12 protein-coding genes are annotated in these 17765 nt (G+C 63.4%); 11 read left to right on the top strand and 1 reads right to left on the bottom strand.

The annotated features are described in order from the left end of the window. Nucleotides 1-88 precede the first annotated feature (88 nt). Entirely contained in the window at nt 89-1750 is a 1662-nt protein-coding gene (locus FAZ95_RS20700) for a methyl-accepting chemotaxis protein (RefSeq protein ID WP_137334143.1), read from the top strand. Nucleotides 1751-1798: 48 nt separating this feature from the next. On the opposite strand, the gene FAZ95_RS20695 is transcribed toward FAZ95_RS20700, so the two are convergent. Further along, the gene (locus FAZ95_RS20695; RefSeq protein WP_137334142.1) at nt 1799-2893 is read right to left on the bottom strand and encodes a tartrate dehydrogenase; all 1095 of its coding nucleotides are present in this window, start codon (nt 2891-2893) and stop codon (nt 1799-1801) included. Between the two features lie 90 nt (nt 2894-2983). Here FAZ95_RS20695 and FAZ95_RS20690 point away from each other — a divergent pair, with 90 nt between their 5' ends. The 10 genes from FAZ95_RS20690 to FAZ95_RS20645 all read left to right on the top strand — a co-directional run bounded on the left by FAZ95_RS20690 (nt 2984) and on the right by FAZ95_RS20645 (nt 17763). Next, the gene (locus tag FAZ95_RS20690) at nt 2984-3907 is read left to right on the top strand and encodes a LysR family transcriptional regulator (protein ID WP_137334141.1); all 924 of its coding nucleotides are present in this window, start codon (nt 2984-2986) and stop codon (nt 3905-3907) included. A 257-nt stretch (nt 3908-4164) separates the two neighbouring features. Next, nucleotides 4165-5736: an ABC transporter substrate-binding protein gene (locus FAZ95_RS20685; RefSeq protein ID WP_137334140.1), complete on the top strand. Its 1572-nt coding sequence runs from the start codon at nt 4165-4167 to the stop codon at nt 5734-5736. A gap of 141 nt (nt 5737-5877) precedes the next feature. Beyond that, nucleotides 5878-6831: an ABC transporter permease gene (locus FAZ95_RS20680; RefSeq protein WP_137334139.1), complete on the top strand. Its 954-nt coding sequence runs from the start codon at nt 5878-5880 to the stop codon at nt 6829-6831. A gap of 74 nt (nt 6832-6905) precedes the next feature. Further along, nucleotides 6906-7823: an ABC transporter permease gene (locus FAZ95_RS20675; RefSeq protein ID WP_137334138.1), complete on the top strand. Its 918-nt coding sequence runs from the start codon at nt 6906-6908 to the stop codon at nt 7821-7823. 1 nt (nt 7824) lies between these two features. Continuing rightward, on the top strand, nt 7825-9735 hold the full coding sequence (locus tag FAZ95_RS20670) for an ABC transporter ATP-binding protein (protein WP_137334137.1): 1911 nt from the start codon (nt 7825-7827) through the stop codon (nt 9733-9735). Nucleotides 9736-9819: 84 nt separating this feature from the next. Continuing rightward, on the top strand, nt 9820-11883 hold the full coding sequence (locus FAZ95_RS20665; RefSeq protein ID WP_137334136.1) for a hydantoinase/oxoprolinase family protein: 2064 nt from the start codon (nt 9820-9822) through the stop codon (nt 11881-11883). Nucleotides 11884-11896: 13 nt separating this feature from the next. Next, the gene (locus FAZ95_RS20660) at nt 11897-13894 is read left to right on the top strand and encodes a hydantoinase B/oxoprolinase family protein (RefSeq protein WP_137334135.1); all 1998 of its coding nucleotides are present in this window, start codon (nt 11897-11899) and stop codon (nt 13892-13894) included. Nucleotides 13895-13931: 37 nt separating this feature from the next. Continuing rightward, entirely contained in the window at nt 13932-14315 is a 384-nt protein-coding gene (locus FAZ95_RS20655) for a cupin domain-containing protein (protein WP_137334134.1), read from the top strand. A 287-nt stretch (nt 14316-14602) separates the two neighbouring features. Continuing rightward, nucleotides 14603-17230, top strand: coding sequence for a glycoside hydrolase family 19 protein (locus FAZ95_RS20650; protein WP_137334133.1), 2628 nt, complete (start codon nt 14603-14605; stop codon nt 17228-17230). Next, a complete protein-coding gene (locus tag FAZ95_RS20645; protein ID WP_137334132.1) occupies nt 17185-17763 on the top strand; it encodes a hypothetical protein in 579 nt (192 codons plus the stop codon). The genes FAZ95_RS20650 and FAZ95_RS20645 overlap by 46 nt, the downstream gene beginning before the upstream one ends. Nucleotides 17764-17765 lie beyond the last annotated feature (2 nt).

Here is a 17765-nt window from a genome sequence, read left to right as displayed (position 1 = left end):
GCGTGACCGGGGGGCTCGCGTCCGTGCCGGCGACGGCCGCGAGCCGCTGTGACGAAGGGAACGTTTCACTTCCTCGCGAGTACCGCAGATGAAGACTGTGCAGAATTTATCCATTGCAGGAAAGATCGGAGTGGCATTTGCGGGCGTGATCGTGGCCTTTGCGATCAGCGCGGGCATCTGCCTCTCCAGCATTCGCGCCATCGATCAGAAGCAGAAGGAGATGGCGGCATCGGAGCAGATGCTGCTCTTGCTGAAGGACGGGACCGCGGACTATCTCAACATCGTCTGGGCGGTTCTGGCGAACAACCTGAACGGCAAGCCGGGGCACAAGGCGTGGATCGTCAAGCACGGCGGCGACTTCGGGACGCGGCTGTCCGCGCTGCGGGCGACCGACGGCACGGCCGAGGGCGCGAGACTCGCCGACGATTGCCAGCAGCAATACGACGCGTGGCTGCGTACCGTCGTCGATCCGCTCGTGGACATGCGCAAGAAGGTCGACGAGTACGCGGTCAACATGAGCGACCTGTCGACTATGACGGAGGGATTCGGTGCCTACCTCGGCACGGAGAAGCTGATCGCGTCCGTCGACAAGCTGGACGACTACGAGAGAAGCCGGATGTCGGAAAGCCGCAAGGCGCTCGATTCGCTGCGCGCGAGGATGTACGCGACGATCCTGACCACGTCCCTGATCGCGGTGCTCGCCGCTATCCTTGCCGGCAGCTGGCTTGCCCGCGTCGTGTCCCGTCCGTTGAAGCAGGCCGTGACGGTGGCGACGCGCGTTGCCGAGGGGGATCTGACCGCCCGCATCGAAGCGTCGTCGGCGGATGAAACCGGGCAATTGATGCGAAGCCTGAGCGCCATGAACCAGAGCCTGGCGAGCATCGTAAGGCGCGTGAGGATGGGCACCGACAGCATCGCCACGGCGTCGAGCGAGATCGCGGCCGGGAATTTCGACCTGTCGTCGCGCACGGAGGAGCAGGCCGCGTCGCTCGAAGAGACGGCGGCCAGCATGACGCAGCTGACCGAGACCGTTCGTCAAAACGCGGACAACGCGAGGCAGGCGAGCGCGCTGGCCGCGCGTGCGTGCCACATGGCCGATGCGGGGAATGATGCGGTGCTCGGCATGGTTCAGACGATCGGGCGGATCGACGACAGCTCGAACCAGATTTCCGAGATCACCGGCGTGATCGAAGGCATCGCGTTCCAGACCAACATCCTTGCCCTGAACGCCGCCGTCGAGGCCGCCCGGGCCGGCGAGCAAGGGCGCGGCTTTGCCGTGGTCGCGAGCGAGGTGCGCGGCCTCGCACAACGCTCGGCGACGGCGGCCAAGGAGATCAAGGAGCTGATCGGCTCGTCGGTCGCGGTGATTCAGGCCGGCGCGAAGCAGGCGGGCGACGTCGGCGAGACGATGGGGCAGGTCAAGCAGGCGATCAAGCAGGTCTCGGACATCGTCGCCGAGATCGCTACGGCGTCGGAGGAACAGGGCCGAGGCATCGAGCAGGTCAACCTGGCCGTCAATCAGATGGACGAGGTCACGCAGCAGAACGCGGCGCTCGTCGAGCAGGCGGCCGCGGCGGCGCGGTCGCTCGAAGAGCAGGCGATCGGGCTGAGGGATGCGGTGGGCGTGTTCAGGCTCACCGAAGCGGATGACGCTGTGCCGTTACCGGCTGGGCCGCATAGCCCGCGGCGCATTTCGCCGGTTGTCGAGCGAGAACCGGGACTGCCGGTCCTGAGGAGCGGCGGCGTCTGACCGAGACCTCACCGGCCCAAGTCAAGCCGCCGCCAGGCGGCGATCCGCCTACGCCCCCGCCAGTCTTTCGCTGATCGCCATGCCGACTTCCGTCGTACTCGCCTTCCCGCCAAGATCCCCGGTATGCGGCCCTTTCTTGAGCACATCCTCGATCGCGGCGAGGATCGCATCATGCGCATCGCGCTCCGGCCCGGCCACATTGCCGCCCAGAAAATCGACCATCATCGCCGCCGACCAGATCATCGCCACCGGGTTCGCGATGTTCTTCCCCGCGATATCCGGCGCCGACCCATGCACCGGCTCGAACAGCGACGGAAACTTGCGCTCGGGATTCAAGTTGCCCGACGGCGCCAAACCGATCGTGCCGGTACACGCCGGCCCGAGATCCGAAAGGATGTCGCCGAACAGGTTCGATGCGACCACCACGTCGAAGCGGTCGGGGTTCATCACGAAGCGCGCGCAGAGAATGTCGATGTGCTGCTTGTCCCACGCGACGTCCGGATACTGCGCCGCGACTTCGGCCGCACGCGCGTCCCACCACGGCATGCTGATCGCGATGCCGTTGCTCTTCGTCGCGACCGTGATCTTCTTCGCGGCGCGGCGCTGGGCGAGATCGAATGCGTACTTCAGCACGCGCTCGGTGCCGTGGCGCGAGAAGATCGACTGCTGCATCACGACTTCGCGCTCGGTGCCTTCGTACATCACGCCGCCCACCGACGAATACTCGCCCTCGGTGTTTTCGCGCACGATCATGAAGTCGATGTCGCCGGCCTTGCGGTTCGCGAGCGGGGAGGGCACGCCTTCGAAGAGGCGCGCCGGACGCAGGTTGATGTACTGATCGAACTCGCGGCGGAACTTGAGCAGCGATCCCCACAGCGAGATGTGGTCGGGCACCGTGGCCGGCCAGCCGACCGCGCCGAACAGAATCGCGTCGGCGCCCTTCAACTGTTCCTTCCAGTCGTCCGGCATCATCTGGCGGTGCTTCATGTAGTAGTCGCAGCTCGCCCACTCGATGTGCTGATAGTCGAAGCCGATATCGAAGCGCTGGCTGACCACGTCGAGCGCGCGCAGCGCCTCGGGCATCACTTCGACGCCGATCCCGTCGCCCGGAATCACGGCGATACGGTACGTTTTCTTGGGCATGTTGAGTCCTCCTCCAGGGAATGCGAGCGATTCTATTCCCTTTTATTTCGCCTAAAATCGTGCTTTCGGTTAAGCCACTGTGCACGAATCGTGAATAAATCGCTGAACCTCGATGATGTCCGCGTGTTCTGCGTCGTGGTCCGCAACGCGAGCTTCAGCGCGGCGGCCGAGGCGCTGGCCGTCTCGCCCGCCTATGTCAGCAAGCGCGTCGGCATGCTCGAAGCGCAGCTCGGCACGCGCTTGCTGCACCGCTCGACGCGCCGCGTCGCGATCACCGAGGCCGGCGAGCGCGTCTACGCGTGGGCCGAGAAGATTCTCGACGACGTCGATCAGCTCGTCGAGGACGTCTCCGCGACGCGCCAACTGCCGCGCGGCACGCTGCGCGTCTCCAGCAGCCTCGGCTTCGGCCGCAAAGTCGTCGCGCCCATCCTCGAGCGCCTCTCGCAGCGTCATCCGCAGTTGCGCGTGCGGCTCGATCTGTTCGATCGGCTCGTCGACGTGGCCGGCGAAGGCTTCGATCTCGACATTCGCATCGGCGACGAAATCGCCCCGCATCTGATCGCCAAACATCTTGCACCGAATCATCGCGTGCTGTGCGCGGCGCCTGCCTACCTGGAACGGCACGGCGTGCCGAAGCATCTCGCGGATCTCTCATCGCATCATTGCATCGCGATCAAGGAGCGCGATCAATCGCTCGGCGTCTGGCGGCTCACGGTGCGCGGCGAGCCCGCGACGATCAAAGTGACCGGCCCGCTATCGACGAATCACGGCGAGGTCGCCGTCGATTGGGCGCTGGCCGGGCGCGGCATCGTGCTGCGTTCGATCTGGGACGTGCGCGAGCATCTGGAAAGCGGCGCGCTCAAGCAAGTCCTGCCTGACGTGACGCAGCCCGCCGATGTCTGGGCCGTGTATCCGTCGCGGCTCGCGTCGTCGGCGAAGGTGCGCGCTTGCGTCGACTTCGTCAGCGTTGCATTCGCCGAGTTGGGCCTCGCGCGCCTACGGGCAATCCCTTAGCCCTCGCCCTCCAGAATCGGCAACAGCAATTCATGCTGTGAAGCGCCACCAAAACGACGCGTTTCGATCGCGCAAGACCCCGAATCGGGACATCCGCTCAAATTGGCGGTGCTTAAATTTCAATCAACACGCGGCTTCCAGCGGTTGTCCTCGTCGTCGGACGGCAGGACGATGTGCCGGCCCGCGTGCCGAGAAGTGCACAAAGGACGCTCAAAACAATCTGTATTCACCCTTCCCCTGGTACAAGGAGCAGTTCCATGAACGACGACGAAATCAAACAAGGTGGTTTCAGCCGCCGCGACATGATGCGTGTACTGGCGGCAGGAGGCATGCTGGCCACGGGCGGCGGTCTCATGAGCGTGGCGCAGCGCGCGCTCGCCGACACGCCGAAGAAGGGCGGCAAGATCCGCGTCGCCTACGAGTCGAGCTCGACTGCCGATACGCTCGATCCCGCCAAGGGCTCGACCGGCGCCGACTACATCCGCTTCTTCATGTTCTACAGCGGCCTCACGCAGTTCGACGGCAGCCTCACGCCACAGCCCGCGCTCGCGGACTCGTTCACGTCGACGGATGCGAAGACGTGGGTCATCAAGCTCAAGAAGGGCGTCACGTTCCATGACGGCAAGTCGCTGACGCCGGCCGACGTCGCCTACTCGCTGATGCGTCACAAGAATCCGGCGACCGCGTCGAAGCTGAAGTCGGTGGCCGACCAGTTCGCCGACATCAAGCCGACCGGCCCGGACGAAGTGACGATCACGCTCACCGCGCCGAACGCCGATCTGCCCGCGATTCTCGCGACGCCGCAGCTCGTGATCATCAAGGACGGCACGACCGATTTCACGACGGCGGTCGGCACCGGCCCGTACAAGCTCAAGACGTTCAAGCCGGGCGTGTCGACGATCGGCGTGCGCAACGACAGCTACTGGCGTCCCGGCAAGCCGTATCTCGACCAGATCGAGCTGATCGGCATCGGCGACGACGCGGCGCGTGTGAACGCGCTGCTCTCGGGCGACGTGCATCTGATCAGCGCGGTCGATCCGCGCGCGACGCAGCGCGTGAACTCGACGCCGGGCTACGCGGTCCAGGAAACGAAGTCGGGCCTCTACACCGACCTCATCATGCGCCGCGACAACTCGCTCACCGGCAACCCGGACTTCGTGATGGGCATGAAGTACCTGTTCGATCGCGAGCAGATCCGCTCGGCCGTGTTCCGCGGTTTCGCGGCGATCGGCAACGACCAGCCGATTCCCCCGGGACACCGTTACTACTTCGCGGGCTTGCCGCAGCGGCCGTACGATCCGGACAAGGCCAAGTTCCTGTTGAACAAGGCGGGCGCGCTCGGCACCGCGCTGCCGCCGATCTTCGCGACGTCGGACGCCAACGGCTCGATCGAAATGGCGGAGATGCTGCAGCTCTCGGGCCAGAAGATCGGCGCGAACATCCAGGTCAACCGCGTGCCGCCCGACGGCTACTGGTCGAACCACTGGATGAAGCATCCGCTCGGCTTCGGCAGCATCAACCCGCGTCCGAGCGCCGACGTGCTGTTCACGCAGTTCTTCAAATCCGACGCACCGTGGAACGAGTCGGGCTGGAAGAACCCGCAGTTCGATCAGCTGCTCGTCGCCGCGCGCGCCGAAACCGACGACGCCAAGCGCAAGCAGATGTACGCGGACATGCAGGTGCTCGTCAACAACGAAGGCGGCATCGGCATTCCGGCGTTCATCAGCCTGCTCGACGGCTACGACAAGCATCTGAAGGGCCTCGGTTCGATTCCGACCGGCGGCATGATGGGCTTCTCGTTTGCCGAGCATGTTTGGTGGGAAGCGTGATTTTTAGCTCTTAGAACAGGGGACCCGAGGGATGAACTACCCCCACGCTCACTATCGTTCGCTGCCCCCCGAGGGGGCGGATGCCTCCCTTGGGGCGGAACCGGCGCCCGAAGGAAGTCCCCTTGGGGGACGGGAGGCATCATGAACCAGACGATAGTCGCGCTGATCGCGCGGCGTTTCTTGCTCACGCTGCTGACCTTGCTGATCGTGTCGATGATCATCTTCACGATCACCAACCTGCTGCCGGGCGACGCCGCGCAGCAGGCGCTCGGCCAGGCTGCGACGCCGGAAACGCTCGCCGCGTTGCGCCTGCAGTTCGGCCTCGATCAGCCCGCGTATCTGCGCTACGTGCACTGGCTCATCGGCCTCGCGCACGGCAACTTCGGGCAGTCGCTGTCGAACGACATGCCGGTGAGCGACTTGATCGCCGGGCGCTTGCCGAAGTCGCTGTCGCTCGCGGCGATCACGACGCTCGTGTCGGTGCCGATCGCGATCTCGCTCGGCATTCTTGCGGCGGTCAAGCGCGGGTCGGTGCTCGATCGGATCGTGAGCCTGGGGACGTTGTCGCTGGTGGCGACGCCCGAGTTTCTGATCGCCACCTTCGCGGTGCTCATTTTCGCGGTGAAGCTGCACTGGCTCTCGGCGCTGTCGTACGGCGGCGAGATCGACAGTTTCGATCACTTCATGCGCGCCTATGCGATGCCGGTGATCACGCTGTGCTGCGTGATCATCGCGCAGATGGCGCGCATGACGCGTGCGGCCGTGATCGAGCAGCTCGGCTCGTCGTATGTGGAGATGGCGGTGCTGAAGGGCGCGAGCCCCGCGCGTGTCGTGCTGCTGCATGCGCTGCCGAACGCGATCGGCCCGATCGCGAATGCCGTGGCGCTCTCCCTGTCGTATCTGCTCGGCGGCGTGATCATCGTCGAGACGATCTACAACTATCCGGGGCTCGCGCGGCTCATGGTCGACGCGGTCAGCAACCGGGATCTGCCGCTCGTGCAGGCGTGCACGCTGCTGTTCTGCCTCGGCTATCTGACCCTCGTGCTGCTCGCCGACCTGTGCGCGATCCTCTCCAACCCGAGGCTGCGGACATGAAATACGACCGTTCATCCTCAGTCGACCCGACTGCGTTGGTTCGCCCCGATGCGGCATTGCGAAGGAGTTCTGCCATGCCATACCCTGATTCGCCGATGCCCTCGTCTCCGTCGCCCGCCGGCGGCGGCAGCGAACCGGCGCCGCTTGCGAAGCGCGCGCGCCGCCGCGCGCCGTCGCTGTCGGTGAGCGGCTGGATCGGTTTTGCGATGGTCTTCGCCGCGTTGTTCGTCGCGGTGTTCGGACCTTGGCTCGCGCCGCATGCGGTCGGCGAGATCGTCACGGCCGACGTGTTCGCGCCGTTCTCCGCGAAGCTGCCGCTCGGCTCCGACTATCTGGGGCGCGACATGCTGAGCCGCATCATGTACGGCACGCGCCTGACGGTGCTGCTCGCGCTCGCGGCGGCGCTGTTCGCCGCGACGGTCGGCACGGGCCTCGGCTTGCTGGCCGCCGTGGCCGGCAAAGCCGTCGACGAAACGATGAGCCGTGTGCTCGACGCCGTCAGCTCGATTCCGACCAAGATGTTCGCGCTGATGATCGTGGCCGCGTTCGGCTCGTCGCTGATGCTGCTGGTGCTGACCGCCGGCATCAGCTACACGCCCGGCGCGTATCGCATCGCGCGCTCGCTTGCCGTGAACATCAGCCAGCTCGAATACGTGCAGGTCGCGAAAGTGCGCGGCGAAAACGCGATCTATATCTGCTGCGTCGAGATCCTGCCGAACATGCTGCATCCGATGCTCGCCGATCTCGGCCTGCGCTTCGTGTTCGTCGTGCTGCTGCTTTCCAGCCTGAGCTTCCTCGGCCTCGGCGTGCAGCCGCCGTATGCGGACCTCGGCTCGCTCGTGCGCGAGAACATCGCCGGTCTCGGCGATGGCGCGCCCGTCGTGCTGATGCCGGCCATCGCGATCGCGATTTTGACGGTCGGCGTGAATCTGTTGATCGACGGGCTGCGCGGCGGCAAGCGTCTGCGCGTGCGTCGCGCGGCGGAGGCTTGAGATGGCCGCGAACCTCGCTATGAATTTGAGCAGCCTCTCCGGCAACCTCGTCGAAGTGCGCGGCTTGCGCGTGGTCGGCAGCAGTGAAGGCCGCCCCGAAACGACGATCGTCCACGACATCGATTTCACCGTCGCGCGCGGCGAAGTGCTCGCGCTGATCGGCGAATCGGGCTCGGGCAAGACGACGATCGCGCTCTCGCTGATGGGGCATGCGCGGCGCGGCTGCCGCATCGCGGGCGGAACGATTCGCGTCGGCGATTGCGACGTGCGTTCGCTTTCGCCTGCGCAGCTCGCTTCGCTGCGCGGCCGCAAGGTCGCTTACATTGCGCAGAGCGCGGCGGCGGCGTTCAACCCGGCGCGCTCGATCATGGATCAGGTGATCGAAAGCGCGCTGATTCACGGCACGATGACGAAGGCCGCCGCGCAGGCGAAGGCCGTCGAGCTGTTCCGCGCACTCGCGCTGCCGGAGCCCGAGAAGATCGGCAAGCGCTATCCGCACCAGGTGTCGGGTGGTCAGTTGCAGCGGTTGCTCGCCGCGATGGCGCTGATCACCGATCCGGAACTCGTGATTCTCGACGAGCCGACCACCGCGCTCGACGTCACCACGCAGATCGACGTGCTGCAGGCGTTCAAGCGCGTCGTGAAGGAGCTGGGCACGACGGCGGTCTACGTGTCGCACGATCTGGCCGTGGTCGCGCAAATGGCCGACCGCATCGTCGTCTTGAGCGACGGCCAGATTCGCGAAGTCGGCAGCACGGGGCAGATTCTCAATGCGCCCGCGCATCCGTACACGCAAAGCCTGATTGCCGCGGTCACGCCGAAGCGGCGCGGCGGGAGCGGGGCGGGGGAGCAGGCGGAGGTGGCTGCTGCTGTTGCTCCCGCGAAGCCGAAGCCGCTGCTCGAAGTGAAGCGCCTCGTCGCGGGCTACGGCAAGATCGACGCGAAAGGGCTGCCCGCCGCGCGCATTCTCGACGACGTCGATCTCGTGATCGAGCGCGGCAAGACGGTCGGCGTGATCGGCGAATCGGGCTCCGGCAAGACGACGCTCGCGAAGGTGATCGCGGGGCTCGTGCCGGTCGCGGGCGGCCAATTGCTGCTCGACGGCGAACCGATGCCCGCGCGGCTCGAACAGCGCACGAAGGAGCAGTTCCGCCGCATCCAGATCGTGTTCCAGAACGCCGACACCGCGCTGAACCCGGTGCATACGGTCGAGCAGATCCTGTCGCGGCCGCTCGCGTTCTATCACGGCATGAAGGGCGAGAAGGCGCGGCGCCGCGTGGCCGAGCTGCTCGATCTTGTGCGGCTGCCGGCGGCGCTGGCGGCGCGCAAGTCGGGTGAGTTGTCGGGTGGCCAGAAGCAGCGCATCAACCTCGCGCGTGCGCTCGCCGCCGAGCCCGATCTGATTCTCTGCGACGAGGTGACTTCGGCGCTCGACACGGTGGTCGGCGCGGCGATTCTCGATCTGCTCGCCGATCTGCAGAAGAAGCTTGGCGTGTCGTACCTCTTCATTACTCACGACATCGGCAAGATGCGGGCGATCAGCGACGACATCGTCGTGCTGTACGCGGGCCATCGCGTCGAGGCGGGCGACCGCACGGCGCTGTGTGCGCCGCCGTTCCATCCGTACGCAGATCTGCTGATCTCGTCGGCACCGGAACTGCGCACCGGCTGGCTCGACGAGGCCAGCGAGCGCTGCCATGGCGAGTTGCCGCCGATCGGCAGCAAGGCCGATCACAGCGAGCTGTGCACGTTCCTCGGCCGCTGTCCGCTGCGGATCGACGGCCTGTGCAACACGACGGCGCCCGCCAAGCGGCAGCTGTCGAATGGCGCCGAGGTGCTGTGCCATCGCTCGGAGGCCGATCTCGTGACGCTGCAACAGGTGTCGGTGGCGCGCGAGCGAACGGTGGCGTGACGTGTCGAGCGGTGCGTTGACGCTTGCTGCTCGATAGCGCGTCGACGCACCGCCTCATCAACAAGCCGGGAACAAGGAACCTGCATGGGCATGAGAATCGGCGTGGACATCGGCGGGTCGTTCGCCGATTTCGCAGTGCTAAACGACCAGACAGGCGAGCTGCAAACGCTCAAAGTGTTCTCGCGGCCCGACAGCCCCGGCGCCGAAGTGCTGCGCGGCATGGAGGGCTTGGCCGAGCGCTACGGAATCGATCCTCATGACGTCGCCTATTTCACGCACGGCACGACGGTCGGCGTGAACGCGGTCGTGCAGCGCAAGGGCTTGCGCCTTGGCCTCATCACGACGCGCCACTTCGAGGACGTGCTCGACATCGCGCGCCTCAAGGGGCCGGATATGTACAACCTGTTTTCGAAGCGCCCCGCGCCGCTGGTGCCGCGCGAGCGCGTGTTCGGCGTCGTCGAGCGGCTCGCGGCGGACGGTACCGAAGAGACAGCGGTCGACGAAGCGAGCGTGCTCGAAGCACTCGCCGGATTGCGCCGCGCCGGATGCGAAGGCGTGGTCGTTGCGCTGCTGCATGCGTATCGCAACCCGTCGCACGAGCATGAAGTGAAGGCGATTCTCGAGCGCGAAATGCCGGGGCTGTTCGTGTCGTGCTCGAGCGATGTGTGGCCGATCATCCGAGAATACGAGCGCACGTCGACGGCTGTCATCGGCGGCTATGTGCAGCCCAAGGTCGCGCACTACCTGTCGTCGCTGCAGCGCGCGTTGCGCGAGACCGGCATCGCCGCCGACATGAAGGTCACGAAGTCGAACGGCGGCGTGATGAGCGCCGAGGCCGGCAAGACCAACTGCGTGCAGATGATTCTTTCGGGGACCGCGTCGGGTGTGATCGGCGCGGCTTACGTCGCGCAGCTGTGCGGCTTGAAGCACTGCATGAGCCTCGACATCGGCGGCACCACGGCCGACGTCGCGCTGATCGTCGACGGCGAGCCGCAGTACGCGACCGGCGAATATATCGGCGATTTTCAGATTCACATTCCGTCGGTGTCCGTGTCGTCGATCGGCGACGGCGGCGGCTCGATCGCCTGGGTCGACGACTTCGGCGTGCTCAAGGTCGGCCCCGAAAGCGCGGGCTCCAACCCGGGGCCCGTCTGCTACGGACGCGGCGGCACGCGTGCGACGATCACCGATGCGTTCGCGGTGATGGGCGTGATCGGCAACGCGAGCCTCGGCTACAACTCGGTGAAGGTCGATCACGACGCCGCGTGCCGCGCGATCGATGCCTTGGCGCAGCGCCTCGGCGCCGATCCCTACAAGACGGCGGAGGCGATCGTCGATGTCTCCGTGTCGGGGATGTACGCGGGCGTGAGCCGGATCGTGTCGCGCTTCGGCATCGATCCGCGCATGTTCTCGCTGCTGCCGTTCGGCGGCGCGGGTCCGATGCTCGCGTGCTACTTCGCGCGGGCGCTCGGCATGGAGCAGATCGTCGTGCCGGTGACGCCCGGCGTGCTGAGCGCGCTCGGCGGCTTGATCGCCGATACGAAGAACGACTTCGTGAAGACGACGTACTACGACCTCGATGCGGCGTCTCTTAAGCAATTGCGCGACGATGCGCGCACGCTCGATGCGGCGGCGCGGGCGTGGTTGGCCGGTGAAGCCGGCGGCGCCGATGCATTCAGCGAGGCCCGCGTGACCGTCTCCGTTTCCGCCGACATGCGCTACAAGGGCCAATCGTTCGAAATCGACACGATGCTCGACATGGCGTGGCTCGAAACCCAGGACCTCGGCGCCTTGAGCGACGCGTTCCATCGCGAGCATGCGCGCCTTTACGGCCACAGCGACGCGCACGCAAAGATCCAGGTCGTCGCACTGCGCTTGGTGATCGCCTCGCAAACGCCGAAGCCTGCGCTGCGCCCGATCGCGGCCAGCGACGAACCCGCCGTCCCCGATGCACGCGTGAAAGTCTGGATGGACGGCGCGTTCCACGATGCCGCGCTATTCCATCGCTCGAAGCTGCTCGCCGGACAGCGCCTCGAAGGCCCCGCCGTGATCGCGCAGGACGACTGCACGACCTGCGTACTGCCAGGCTTCTCGGGCCAGGTCGACCCGTACGGCAATCTGATCCTCACCCAAGTCCGCACGAACTAACCCGGAGCCGCGAATGCCTTTCGACAAGTCCGTGCTGCAGATCTTCGCGAACTACTGCGTGGCCGCCGCGGAAAGCATGGCCTACACGCTCGTGCGCACCGCGCACTCGACGTTCGTCAAAGAGACCGAAGACTTCTCGTGCGCAATCATGACGCCGGAGGGCCACACGTTCGCGTCGCCGAAGACGCTCGGCGCGACGTGGTACGTCGGCCTCGACTATGGCCCCGTGATCGGCATGATCGACCACTACGAGCCGGGCGACATCGGCATGACGAACGACGCTTACAGCGGTTTCGTCGCGACGCACACGCCCGACATCGTGCTGTGGAAGCCGGTGTTCTACGAAGGTGAGATCGTCTGCTTTGTCGGCGGCCACATCCATAACACCGACATGGGCGGCGCCGTGCCCGCGTCGCTCTCGCGCACGCTGACCGAAATCGAGCAGGAGGGCATCCGCTTTCCGCCGACCAAGATCGTGCGCCAAGGCGTGCTCGACGAAGCGCTGCTGCGCGTGATGGCGGCGAACGTGCGCGTGCCCGCGCAGAACGTCGGCGATTTGCATGCGCAGTTCGCGTCGCTGCATACGGGCGAGCGGCGCGTGCTCGAGATCATCGAGCGCTTCGGCATCGACGGCTTCAAGGCCGGCATGCGTGCGCTGCTCGACTATTCGGAGGAGCAGGCGCACACGATCTTGCGCGGCATTCCCGACGGCGAGTACTGCTTCGCCGAGTACGCCGACGAAGACTCGGTGCGCGGCAAGCCGATGCGTGTCGCGCTCACGCTGCGTATTCGCGACGGCAGCGTCGAGTTCGATTACACGGGCAGCGATCCGCAACTGCAGTCGTCGCTGAACATTCCGACCGGCGGACGCGAGCGGCACGCGCTGGCGCTCGTCGGCTTCGTCTATGTGCTGTACACGCTGAATCCGGAGATCCTGCTCAACAGCGGCCTGCTGCGCGCCGCGCGCTGCGTGCTGCCCGAAGGCAGCGTCGTCAATGCGCAGCGTCCGGCGGCCGTGGGCATGCGCAGCCTCACGTGCAAGCTGCTGCATCTGCTGACGTTCGGCGCGTTTTCGCAGGCGATTCCCGAACGGCTTGCGGCGTGCCCGGCCGGCGGCCTGTCGATCCTCAGTGTGAAGACGATGAACAAAGAGGGCGGCACGGTGATGGCGTCGATCGGGCCGATCGGCGGTGGCGCGGGCGGCATGCCGTTCGACGACGGCGAAGACGGCTCGGGTGCGAACAATGCGTTCCTGCGCAATACGCCGGTCGAAATCAACGAGGCCGAGGTGCCGATCCGCATCACGCGCTACGGCGTCTCGCCCGGCTCGGGCGGCGCAGGCAAATTCCGCGGGGGACAGGGGCTCGTGATGGAGTTCCAGGTGTTCTCGCCGAACACGCTCGTCACCGCGCGCAATCGCGACCGCACGCACTTCGCGTCGTGGGGCGTGCGCGGCGGCCATGCGGGTGCGAACGCGCGCTTTACGAAGAATCCGGGCGCGCCGAATGAGGAGCCGCTCGGCAACACCGATCTCGTGATCTGCAATCCGGGCGATGTGATTCGTCTGGAGGGCGCGGGGGCGGGCGGCTATGGATTGCCGATCGAACGCGATGCCGAGCGTGTGCGCGATGACGTGCTGCGTGGATATGTCACCGAACGGGAGGCGCGCGAGGTGTATGCGGTGGCGCTGGCCGACGGTGAAATCGACGCCGCAGAGACGGCGGTGTTGCGCGAGCGGGCGCAGGTCGCGGCGCGTGATGGCGAGATGCCGGCGTTCGACTTCGGACCTTACCGCAGTGCGTTCGAAGCGAAATGGACGCGCGAGCGGTATGCCGCGCTCACGCGTATTTTGGCTGGCGTGCCGGTGCAGTGGCGGTACTTCATCAAGCATCGGATCTTCGATGCGCTCGATGCGCGTGTTGCGATCAACGACGGCGCGGCAGCGATCGATGAGATTTTCGCGGAGTTATGCGCGTCGTGGCCCGAGCTTCGGCAGGCGAAGTCGAGTTGAACGTTTTTGAAACCATCAAGAGAAAGAGAGCTGACCGATGTCTTTGACCCTGACGAACAGTCCGATCGAAAGTCATTGCTTCAACCTGCCCGAAGGCGACGGCGTGCAGTTGACGCTCGCGCCTGGACGCCTGCTGCGCGGCGACCCTGATCGGCGCGACTGGCCGCATTTCGAAAGCGCGGATGGGAAGGTGTCGAGCGGTATTTGGAGCGGTACTGAAGGGGCTTGGCGGGTCGAATTCCCGGCGGGGCAGTATGAGTTCTTTCACGTGATATCAGGCACGGGGGCGATCGTGTCCGATGAAGGGATGCGCAAGCCGTTCGGGCCTGGCGATGCGGTGTTCGTGCCGCAGGGGTTTCGGGGGGTGTTCGAAGTGAGCGAGAAGGTGACGAAGCAGTATATGTTTGTGCAGAACGTGTGAACGTCTCTTGCAGAGCTTGGGAAACGAGGGCCGCGAATGCGGCCCTCGGTGTTTTGGGGAAGCAGTGGAGATAAACGTCTACGTTCACCCACTTTGCTTAGAAATGCTGAGGGTGCTTTTCGGATTATTCCGATGTCGGATTGTGGGTTTGTTCTGTCAAATTCGTCCTTTTTCTATGGATAGCCAAGGTGTTCGCAATAGTTACCGTGGCCGACCTACCGTTTTCCCGCTAGTTCTAGTAGCCGTTCATGAGCGGGATTGCCGAATAAGGGACAAGTAAACGGATCATGACGACCCAACCTGCACCGAAGAAAGCACAACAAACCCTCAAATTGAAGCTGTTGCCGTTCGCCTTTCCCTTCCTGCGCAAAGGGCAAAGCAAGCAAGGAAAATCGGAGACGTCCGCCCGATTCACCGACGAGCACGACATCTATCGGCTGCTGGCCGAGCGTGAACCAACTGGCTCGTATCTGGTGAGCCGCACGGGAATGTGGCACGGCGGGATACATATCACCGAGGCCGGCGCAGGCCAATCGCTCGATCTCGACGCAGGCGTGCGCTGCATTGCCGATGGACACGTCATCGCATACCGGATCGATCGTGCCTATCCGGTGAGCGAGATTTCCGCCACTGGCAACCAGGCACTCGTTCCGGCGCCGTACAGCACGGGCTTTACGCTGGTGCGCCACACGATGGAGTTTCCGAAGGGCACGACGCTGACGTTCTACAGCCTGTACATGCATCTCATGTCCTACGAGGACTACGCGAATTTGCCGAAGCGCGAGAAGCCGGCGTATTGGCCAAAGCAGTGGCGGGTGACGGAATTTGCTCAGGACAAGCCTTTGACCGGCAAGCAGGGACAGGCCGCAGGCAAGGGGCAGCAAGGGCTGCGGGTGCGTAGCGGGCCGTCGTCGAAAGGCAACGCGATCGGCATCCTCCCGCAGGGAGCAACCGTCAGTACCGGGAAGCTGGAAAAAGGTTGGGGACAAGTCAAAGACGTGCACGGAGCGGAGCTGTCCGTGCCTGTTACGGGGAGCTTTGTTTCGCCGTTGGATGCGATCGGCGGATGGATTTATTTGGGCCAGGAAAACGGTGGGCCGCTCGTCAATGAGATCACGCCGGAGGATTCGGCGTTCGACCGGGTGATTGTCACGGCATCGGCGGTTTGCCGGCCTGACGATACGGAAGGGGCCGGCATTCCGATCAAGGCCGGCGAGTTGATCGGTCACCTCGGTCGTTACGATTCGCTGAACCAATGCACGAGCGGGACCCGGATGGTGCACCTCGAAGTGTTCTGCGACGACAGCATCAAATCGTTCATCGAACAAGGGCGCGGCTGGGTCTTGCAGCATAGTCCGCACAAGGAAGATTGGGACGAGCTGGGATTGCCTGCCGATCCGACCATCCTGCGGATTGGGCCGAACACGACGCTGTTCCAGCGCAATGGCGACACGTTCGTCAAAGGCGCGGACCCGCAGTCGAGAAAGACGGACGTCGTTCAGGTCTACGCGCTCGCGGAGTTAGGGCGCGGCAAAGACCAGCCATTCACGGAGAAGGAGCCAGACCGGCTTTTCAAGCGAAAAGCGAATTGGTGGCGAGTCGACAGTGCGGGCGTACTCGGCAATCCGATCGAAGGCTGGGTGCGTGAGTTCAATCATGATGGCGGACGAGTCACATGCGAATTTGCGCAGAAGTGGATTGACTTCAAGTGCATCGAAGGCGCTTGCGACCCGGCGCATACGATCTTCGCGACCACCCGGGATTGGATCGACTACGCGAGCCATGCCGAAGTCGCCGCCGCAGCGTCGCGTTCTAAGCTGAGCCCGTTGATGCTGAGCGTGTACGACGCGCTGTTCACGAAGGGTGACGGCAGACAGGCGGCAGATGAGCTTTGCACGCTGTCGAGGACCGAACGAGGCGGCTATCCGTGGCTGATGCAGGCGGCATCGCGCCTGATCGTGAAGCATGAGAGCGAATGGGCGAATCCGTCCAAGTGGAAGCAGTTGGCGAGCGAGCTGGAAAAGCAGACGGGGCCGAAACCGCAGCACGAGGAAGAGCAGAAGCGGATCGAAAAGCTGGCGTGGTGGGATGAGGTGAAGGCTGGTGTTCCTGGTTTCCCGGGGGCGGAGGTTTTTCATATTCATCCCGTCAGCCTAGTAGCCAATTTTGAGGTCCGATCTCAACTCTCCTGCATACATTGCGGAGTTACTCTGACTGTTACGTCGAAAATTCTTAAGAGCATCTTTTCCGGAATTACGGACGATGACGCAGATGGATTCGCTCCGGAATTAAATTCGGCTTTTGAAAAATACGATATTAATACTTGCCACAGGGTTGCTCATTTCTTTGGTCAGTGTGAGGTTGAATGTACTGGATTCACAAGGTTCCACGAAAATCTGCGATACACAGACGGTAACCGCTTGTGGAATACCTATAGAAGTGCTCTTACGGCTGGATTGAGACGTTTGTATCCGACGTGGTCGCAGTTGCAGATCGAACAATATGCTAAATCAAATTTAATAAAAAACGATTCGGAACTCGGGATTGTGTTGTTTGGCGATGCATCAAACCCGTCCGTCGACTATCGAGGGAGAGGATTGCTACATCTAACATGGCATGAGAATTATGAGCGGTACAAAATTTCGAGTGGTATCGATGTTGTCTCCGATCCCCTAAAGGTCGAGAATGACAGGCACATTGCAACCGAGTCCTCAGTTTGGTACTGGAGCACTCATTTCATTAGTCAGTCCGCTGACGTCAATGATGTAAAAGGGGTTACACGAAAAATCAACCCTGCCCTAAAGGAGCTTAATCGCAGAGGAGATGCAGCGAAACGCGCTTTTACCATAGTCAATCAAGGATGTTCACCATGCAAGTTGAAATGGGATTCAACATTAAACGGAGAGCAGGGATGATAGGAAAATCAAAAATTTTTCGCCTTCTGATTCTACTTGCTGCTATTGCATTCCCTATTTTTAGTCGATGCGATGAGCTTGTGGTGCAGCAATTATCAGCCGATCAAATTGAAAAAGGGTGTGGATTGAATTTGTACGCTATTGAGGGTGAAAAGCCGGCAATTGGGCGACCCGACTATTCTTTAGATTTAAGATGGTCGTGTGATGAACAGCCAGTCCGGATCATTGACAGATATGAAATAGAGGGGGGTAGCCCAGACGTTGTGACGGTTCTCTACAGAAAGGCGCGCGACATAATCGTCTTGGTAAAATGGAGTTCGAACTCTCGGGTCGCGGATACTCAAGGTGACTATTACAGGGTGTACGCATATCGTTACATGAAAAAAAATCCTGTCAAACCGTTTTCTCGCAATGAAGACATAATGAAGAGATTTGGTGAAGGGTTGGAAGGAACTCTGGATGGGAAGCCAGTTCATTTTCCCTATAAAAATGCTGATTCTATTCGTAAAGCGCTTGATCGATTCGGATATTGAGG

This window comes from Trinickia violacea (genome assembly GCF_005280735.1).
GTDB classification, from domain to species: Bacteria; Pseudomonadota; Gammaproteobacteria; order Burkholderiales; family Burkholderiaceae; genus Trinickia_A; species Trinickia_A violacea.
Note: the sequence above shows the minus strand (reverse complement) of the source record. Positions and strands in the feature narration are given on the sequence as shown.

Bases quoted from the DNA above. Each gene is read 5' to 3' on its own strand.
- FAZ95_RS20650 (WP_137334133.1), top strand. From the start codon at position 14,603: ATGACGACCCAACCTGCACCGAAGAAAGCACAACAAACCCTCAAATTG.
- FAZ95_RS20665 (WP_137334136.1), top strand. From the start codon at position 9,820: ATGGGCATGAGAATCGGCGTGGACATCGGCGGGTCGTTCGCCGATTTC.
- FAZ95_RS20655 (WP_137334134.1), top strand. From the start codon at position 13,932: ATGTCTTTGACCCTGACGAACAGTCCGATCGAAAGTCATTGCTTCAAC.
- FAZ95_RS20685 (WP_137334140.1), top strand. From the start codon at position 4,165: ATGAACGACGACGAAATCAAACAAGGTGGTTTCAGCCGCCGCGACATG.
- FAZ95_RS20675 (WP_137334138.1), top strand. From the start codon at position 6,906: ATGCCATACCCTGATTCGCCGATGCCCTCGTCTCCGTCGCCCGCCGGC.
- FAZ95_RS20670 (WP_137334137.1), top strand. From the start codon at position 7,825: ATGGCCGCGAACCTCGCTATGAATTTGAGCAGCCTCTCCGGCAACCTC.
- FAZ95_RS20700 (WP_137334143.1), top strand. From the start codon at position 89: ATGAAGACTGTGCAGAATTTATCCATTGCAGGAAAGATCGGAGTGGCA.
- FAZ95_RS20660 (WP_137334135.1), top strand. From the start codon at position 11,897: ATGCCTTTCGACAAGTCCGTGCTGCAGATCTTCGCGAACTACTGCGTG.
- FAZ95_RS20645 (WP_137334132.1), top strand. From the start codon at position 17,185: ATGCAAGTTGAAATGGGATTCAACATTAAACGGAGAGCAGGGATGATA.
- FAZ95_RS20680 (WP_137334139.1), top strand. From the start codon at position 5,878: ATGAACCAGACGATAGTCGCGCTGATCGCGCGGCGTTTCTTGCTCACG.
- FAZ95_RS20695 (WP_137334142.1), bottom strand. From the start codon at position 2,893: ATGCCCAAGAAAACGTACCGTATCGCCGTGATTCCGGGCGACGGGATC.